The sequence below is a fragment of the Cupriavidus sp. 05L411 genome, from assembly GCF_056398045.1.
Genome location: NZ_JBFTOQ010000099.1, coordinates 1 through 6,316, shown reverse-complemented (window position 1 = coordinate 6,316; position 6,316 = coordinate 1). Strand labels below are relative to the sequence as shown.

The 6,316-nt window shown below is 65.8% G+C and carries 4 protein-coding genes; 3 read left to right on the top strand and 1 reads right to left on the bottom strand.

Features of this window, described 5'->3' with window-relative positions:
* Positions 1 to 439 precede the first annotated feature (439 nt).
* Entirely contained in the window at positions 440 to 2,521 is a 2,082-nt protein-coding gene (locus AC1DQR_RS39890) for a serine/threonine protein kinase (protein WP_477135094.1), read from the top strand.
* Between the two features lie 25 nt (positions 2,522 to 2,546).
* On the opposite strand, the gene AC1DQR_RS39885 is transcribed toward AC1DQR_RS39890, so the two are convergent.
* Entirely contained in the window at positions 2,547 to 4,547 is a 2,001-nt protein-coding gene (locus AC1DQR_RS39885; RefSeq protein ID WP_477135093.1) for an SUMF1/EgtB/PvdO family nonheme iron enzyme, read from the bottom strand.
* Between the two features lie 422 nt (positions 4,548 to 4,969).
* On the opposite strand from AC1DQR_RS39885, the gene AC1DQR_RS39880 reads away from it, so the two are divergent.
* Both AC1DQR_RS39880 and AC1DQR_RS39875 read left to right on the top strand, forming a co-directional pair.
* On the top strand, positions 4,970 to 5,395 hold the full coding sequence (locus AC1DQR_RS39880; RefSeq protein WP_150993583.1) for a DUF4399 domain-containing protein: 426 nt from the start codon (positions 4,970 to 4,972) through the stop codon (positions 5,393 to 5,395).
* Between the two features lie 44 nt (positions 5,396 to 5,439).
* On the top strand, positions 5,440 to 5,880 hold the full coding sequence (locus tag AC1DQR_RS39875) for a DUF4399 domain-containing protein (protein WP_416049023.1): 441 nt from the start codon (positions 5,440 to 5,442) through the stop codon (positions 5,878 to 5,880).
* The last annotated feature ends 436 nt before the right edge of the window (positions 5,881 to 6,316 follow it).

Below are 6,316 nucleotides of genomic sequence, written 5' to 3'. Positions count from 1 at the left end.
AGTCATGGCAGTTCTCCTTGGGAGCGATTGGGACTTTGGTTCATTTGGGTTGAGCATCTGTGCTGCGCTCGGGAGGTACAAATGCATGGAGTGTGCCAAGGCAGGCCATGCCATTGCAGATCGCCCGCAAACGCAGGCGGGGCCTGGGGGAGAAATTTATCGGGCCGGAAAAGACGTGCCAGCAAGCGGTTTGGGGCGGTCTGGATCTGATGGGTGGCGGCCAACACAACAACACCGGGTGTTCGCGCATGTGCGACAGGTAGTGGCTCTTGCGGCGCCATCGTGCCGCTGGCGTGGCTTGCCGGCGTTGATGCAAAGCACGAGGGGTTTGCGATTGGCGTGAGTGCGCACTAGTATCCATCGTGGGCAGGTACTCGCTGTAGACGGGCGAGTGGGCGCTCAATGCGCAACTTCGCGCAATCACGTCGTGGCTGCATCGATGCCTAGCATTCCAGACCTGATACGTACCTTCCAAAGCGGTGGTCTGTCGCACGACGAACTGTTGGCCCGCATTGACAGCACCTTGGCCGCGGACCAGGCAAGCGCCACGCAGCTAGCGGACATGCTCAGCGAGGAGAACACCCGCTTCCCGCTGCCGCCTGGCGTCTATGAAGAGGTGTTGCGGCGCATCGAGCGCCGCGGGGCAACCCAGTTCGAGGATGGCGGCGAGGAAACCCGCGTGCAGACTGGCCACGCTGGCATGGCGTCCGCGCCTTCCTTGCCATCGCAAGCGCCCGCGAGCGATCAGGCGATTGCCGGGGCGGAGCAGACCAAAGGGGTGGGCGATACCTTGAATGGCCGCTTCGTGCTGGAGGAGTGCCTGGGCGTGGGCGGCATGGGGACGGTCTACAAGGCGCTCGACCTGCGCAAGCTCGAGGCCTCGGACCGCAAGCCTTACATCGCCATCAAGGTCCTCAATGTGCAGTTCCGCGGTCATCCGAAATCGCTGATCGCGCTGCAGCGCGAGGCGCGCAAGGCGCAGACGCTGGCGCACCGCAACATCGTGACGGTCTATGACTTCGACCGCGATGGCTCGGTGGTCTACCTGACCATGGAGTACCTGTCGGGCAAGTCGCTCAATCGTGTCTTGCGCGCGCCAGACTTTGCCGGCATGCCTTACGCCAAGGCGCTGCCGATCATCACCGGCATGGGCCGGGCCTTGTCCTATGCGCACGAGCGCGGCTTCGTCCACTGCGACTTCAAGCCCGCCAATGTCTTCCTCACCGATAGCGGCGAAGTGAAGGTGATCGATTTCGGCATCGCGCGTGTTTTCCAGCAACCGGCGGACGACGCGGACCCGACCGTGTTCGACCCCGGCACGCTCGGCGGCATGACCCCCGCTTATGCCAGCCCCGAGATGTTCGAGCATCGCGAGCCGGATCCGCGCGATGACATCTACGCGCTGGCCTGCGTGACCTATGAACTGCTGACCGGCAGGCACCCCTATGAGCGGCTGTCGGCCAACCAGGCGCGCGGCGCCGGCCTCAAGCCACAGCGCCCCAAGGTGCTCAGTCGCGGGCAGTGGCGAGCACTGCGCGCGGCGCTGTCTTTCGATCGCGCGACGCGCACGCCTACTGTGGCGCGTTTCCTGGCCGACATGGGCACCGAGCGCCACGGTGGCATGCCAATGGCCAAGCTTGGCGCTGCGTCCGTGGCCGGCGTGCTGCTGGCCGGCGGGTTGGGTTACTACGTGTGGCGCGCGCGCACCGCGCAGGAGGGACAGCAGCCTGCGGCGCAATCCGCGGCAAGCGCGGTGGTATCCGCCACGCCCCAAACCGCAGTGGCGCCATCCGCCGCGCCGGGGTCGCCGCCGTCGGCGCAACCGAGCGAGGAAGCCCGGCCCGAGCGCACGCTCTCCATGCAGGCCGTGGCGCCGGTGCTGGCACGCGCGCCTTGCTCGCTGCTGTCGGCCACCGGGCAGGACCATGTACTGCAGGTGCGTGGCTACGTGGCGGAGCGCTTTGGCATCAAGCGGCTGAAAGACGAGCTGAACGCGGTGCCCGGCGTGCAGACGTTGAACCTGGACGTGCAGACGCTGGGCGATGACAAGTGCGACGTGGTCAAGCTGATCTCGCCATACTGGTCGGGGCGCCGCAGCGCAACCGCGCTGACCACGATCCGCACCCGTGCGCCCGGCGCGCAACTCACGGAGGGAACGCCACTGATCGTGGATATCACCACGCCGCCTTACGACACCTATGTCTACGTCGACTACTACATGGCCGATGGCAAGGTCGTGCATATGGTGCCAAGCCAGCGCGCCAAGGCCAACCAGGCACCCGCCAGCTACACCGCTGCCGTGGGCAGCCTCGGGGACTGGGTGATCTCGAAGCCGTTCGGCACGGAGCTGATCGTGCTGATCACCACGCCTGCGCCGCTGTTCGACGCGCTGCGCCCGGAGTCGGAGCCCAGGCAGGACTACCTGCGCGCGCTCGACAGGCAGCTGGGTCCGATGGCGGCGAAGCATGGAGAAAGCCACGTCGGTGCCGACATGGTGCAGATATCCACCAACCCGCGCTAGCCAGGCAAGGCGTCATTGGCAGCGGCTACTTCAGGTCCCGCACGACGCGAAAGCCGTTTTGCGACTGGCGCACGCTCGCGCTGTACTTGAAGCGGGTGGAGGAGAGCATGTAGCTCGCGCCTTCATGCCATGAGCCGCCACGGATCACGCGTACGCCGCAGCCGGGCTCGTCCCAGGCGCGTCCGTCGGCAGGCGCGTTCTTGTAGGAGATGTGCCAGCAGTCGGCGACCCATTCCCACACGCTGCCGTTCATGTCGTGGAGGCCGTAGCCATTGGCGGCGAAGGAGCCGACGTTGGCGGGCGCGTCGGCATTCCACGGTTCGCCGCAGTCCTTGCAGTTGGCCGTGCCTTTGCGCATCTGGTCGCCCCACCAGTAGAGCGTCGCGGTGCCGCCCCGGGCGGCGTACTCCCACTCGGCTTCGGTCGGCAGGCGGTAGTGCTTGCCGCTGACCTTGCTCAGCCAGGCGACGTACTGCTGGGCATCGTCCCAGCTCACATCGCGCACGGGGGCGTTCCTGGGTGCGTTGGCGACAGTGGCGATGCGCTGGCATGCCCCCGCATCAGCGCAGGCGCCCCATTGTTCCACCGTGACTTCGTACTTGCCGATCGCGAAGGGCTGGCCGATGGTGACGTGATGCGGCGGCTTCTCGGTCGGGTCACCGCCGTTGCTGCCCATGGTGAAGCTGCCCGCTGGCAGGCTGTGCAGCACGGGACAGGCAGGGCAGTCCTTGACCTCGCCCGGCTTGATCTCGACGGTCACGGCGCCGGCCGCGGCAGCTCGTTGCGTGGCGGGTGCGCTCGCGGCCGGGGCGGGTGGCATAGATGCGGCAGGTGCGGTTGGTGACGGCGCGGCGGGCGGCGCTTGCACCTTGCCGGACTGGGCGCGCGCTGGCGGCGGCGTGACGGTGCCTTGCGCGGTGGCTTGCCCGGCTGAGGCGCCTGGCGTGCGAGCACGCTCGGCAGGCGCCCCGGCCTGCGGCCCGGCTGCGCGCAGCCGCTCGATCCTGGCGCGCGCCAGCGGCGCGAAGCGGCCGTTCGGATAGGCCTTAAGGTAGGCCTCGTAGTCACTTGCGAAATTGCTGTTCTTGATGGAGTCCCAGAAGCTGAGCTCGTACTGCTCGTCGCTGTCCTTGGGAAGGATGCCGCGATGCTGCGCAAGGATCAGCGGATCGGCTTGCCTGGGCGCGTGCGTGAAGGCTGCGTCGTCGTGGTTGATGTTGTCGTTTCCGGTGGTGGCTCCGGCGTTTGCCGCGAATCGGAGCGGGGCGGATAACGATGATGATATCCACGGTTGTTGCCGCCGCCCGGTTTGCTGGCTCACGATTTCGCCAGCCTGGCGCAGGGCGGCCTCGGCATCAAGGCCGGGCATGCGCATCGTGCGCAGCAAGGCGCCGGTGAACGCGCCGTGCCGCACCCCCTCGGCCGCCACGGCACCGGGGGCCGTGGCATAGGCGATCAGCGTGTTGGCGGGGGCTGCGGGTGGCTTGACGGCACCGCTGCGATAGGGGTTGTCCAGGCAGCTATCGAGGATCACCACGTTAAGCATGTCCGGCCTTGGCGCCGACATGCTGGTCAGTACGGCGTCAAGTGCGGTGCCCGCGGTGAGCAAGCGGCCAGGTGTACGGCTGCCGGCATCGACGGGAATCATCACCGGGGTGTCCGCGACCTCGATGCCGTGTCCCGCGAAATAGAACAACCCCGTGCCGCCGGCCTGCAGGCGCTGCTGGAATTCGGCAAGCGCGCGCGCCATGCCTTCCCGGTCCAGGTTCTCGCGGAGCATGACGTCGAAGCCGAGCGCGGCCAAGGTGCGGCGCATTGCCCGGGCGTCATTGGCGGCGTTGGGCAGCGGCTCGTCCACATAGGCGCCGTTGCCGATGACCAGGGCGAGGCGCCTGCCCGGAGCGCTCGCGGGGGCGGCGGCCGGGTGCCTTGCCTCGGGGGGGAGGGTTGGCGTGTCGATACCGGCTTCGGCGCGCACGACCGCAGCCAACCCGAGCAGGCACACGACAAGGAATTTTCGCCACATATGCAGGCCTTGTTCGTACGGCGCCGAAGTGCATCGGCGGTACACGTGCCAACGGTGTGACGCAGCACGCGAGAGCGATGATGCCCGGCCATCACCTGGCCGGCCCGCCATGTCCTTTGCGCCGACGTGATGCAGCGCTAGCGGCACTGGGCTGGCTCAATCAACCATAGCACAGCGATTGTGAATCCGGAGGTGCTTCGCAACACCGGGTGGTGTAGCAAGCTCACAGCCGCGCGGCGCCTACGCGGCGCAGGGTATCGCCAAGTATCTTTTTGCGGTTTTCCGTTCTAAGCTGAATGACAAAATTGGATGACGAAATGCAGCGCGCCGGCCCGAAGCCAATCAACGAATCAGCCAAAAGCCAAGCACCAATAGCAAGAATTCACCGTGTTTCGAGACAAGCTGTTCGGGAGGGCTAACGTATGCACAGGCGAACCGTGCTCGGCACATTGGCAGCGTCGCTGCTGGCTCCGTTGCCTTCGATCTCGTTGTCCACGACATCCCCGCCCAATGCCGAGGTCTACATCATCTGGCCGCCCGACGGCGCCGTGATCGATGGCGGAAAATTCTGGGTGCGCATGGGCCTGCGCAATATGGGGATCGCCCCCAAGGGCGTCGACATGGCCAACGTCGGCCACCACCACCTGTTGATCGACACGGACCTGCCGCCGATGGACAAGGAGATTCCGAATGACCGGAACCACCTGCACTTCGGCGCCGGCGAGACCGAGGCGCGGATCGAGTTGCCGCCGGGCAAGCACACCTTGCAGTTGCTGCTTGGCGACAAGGATCACAAGCCCCACGATCCGCCGATCTATTCCAAGAAGATCACCATCACCGTTCGATAAGGCCCCGGGCCGCCGGGCCGGCGGCACGATACGGGAGACAGTCCATGCGTAAGCTCATTCCAGCTGCTGCGCTCGCCGCCAGCCTGCTTCTGATCGGTGGCATGCCGAGCGGCGCAATCGCGGACGCCACGCCCGCGCCCGCCCATGCCTACCTGTATATCGGCTTCCCCAACAACAACCAGGTCCTGCCGGCGGGCAAGCCGATCAAGGTGTGGTTCGGGCTGCGCGGCATGGGTGTCGCGCCGCGCGGCGTGAAGTTTCCAAACAGCGGTCATCATCATCTGCTGATCGATACCGACCTGCCGCCCATGGACAAGGAAATCCCGAACGACCGCAACCATCTGCATTTCGGCGCCGGCGAGACGGAGACCACGATCGAGCTGCCGCCGGGCAAACATACCTTGCAACTGCTATTGGCCGACGACAAGCACATTCCGCACAACCCGCCGATCTACTCCAAGAAGATCACGATCTACGTGAAGTAACGCCGGTCGCTCATTCGGGTTCGCGTTTTTTCGCGGCGCCGCATGACGCATGACGTATGACGCGCGCCGCGCGCGCTTCGCTGCTGATCTCATTGCGCGCTTGCCAGGCTGCGCTCGCAGCACAACTCCCTCGTGTCTTCATCGTACCGGCCGTGCGCGCTGCATGGGGCGATCGTTTGTCGCCAGCGAGCAAACACATGGTGTCTGTTGTGTTGGCCGCCACCCATCAGATCCAGGCCACCCCGGGCCGCTTGCTGGCACGTCTTTTCCGGCCCGATAAATTTCTTCCCCAGGCCCCGCCTGCGTTTGCGGGCGATCTGCAATGGCATGGCCTGCCTTGGCACACTCCATGCATTTGTACCTCCCGAGCGCAGCACAGATGCTCAACCCAAATGAACCAAAGTCCCAATCGCTCCCAAGGAGAACTGCCATGACT

What these genes read in the sequence shown, in the direction of transcription:
- AC1DQR_RS39890 (WP_477135094.1), top strand. Translation starts at nt 440, where the DNA reads ATGCCTAGCATTCCAGACCTGATACGTACCTTCCAAAGCGGTGGTCTG.
- AC1DQR_RS39885 (WP_477135093.1), bottom strand. Translation starts at nt 4,547, where the DNA reads ATGTGGCGAAAATTCCTTGTCGTGTGCCTGCTCGGGTTGGCTGCGGTC.
- AC1DQR_RS39880 (WP_150993583.1), top strand. Translation starts at nt 4,970, where the DNA reads ATGCACAGGCGAACCGTGCTCGGCACATTGGCAGCGTCGCTGCTGGCT.
- AC1DQR_RS39875 (WP_416049023.1), top strand. Translation starts at nt 5,440, where the DNA reads ATGCGTAAGCTCATTCCAGCTGCTGCGCTCGCCGCCAGCCTGCTTCTG.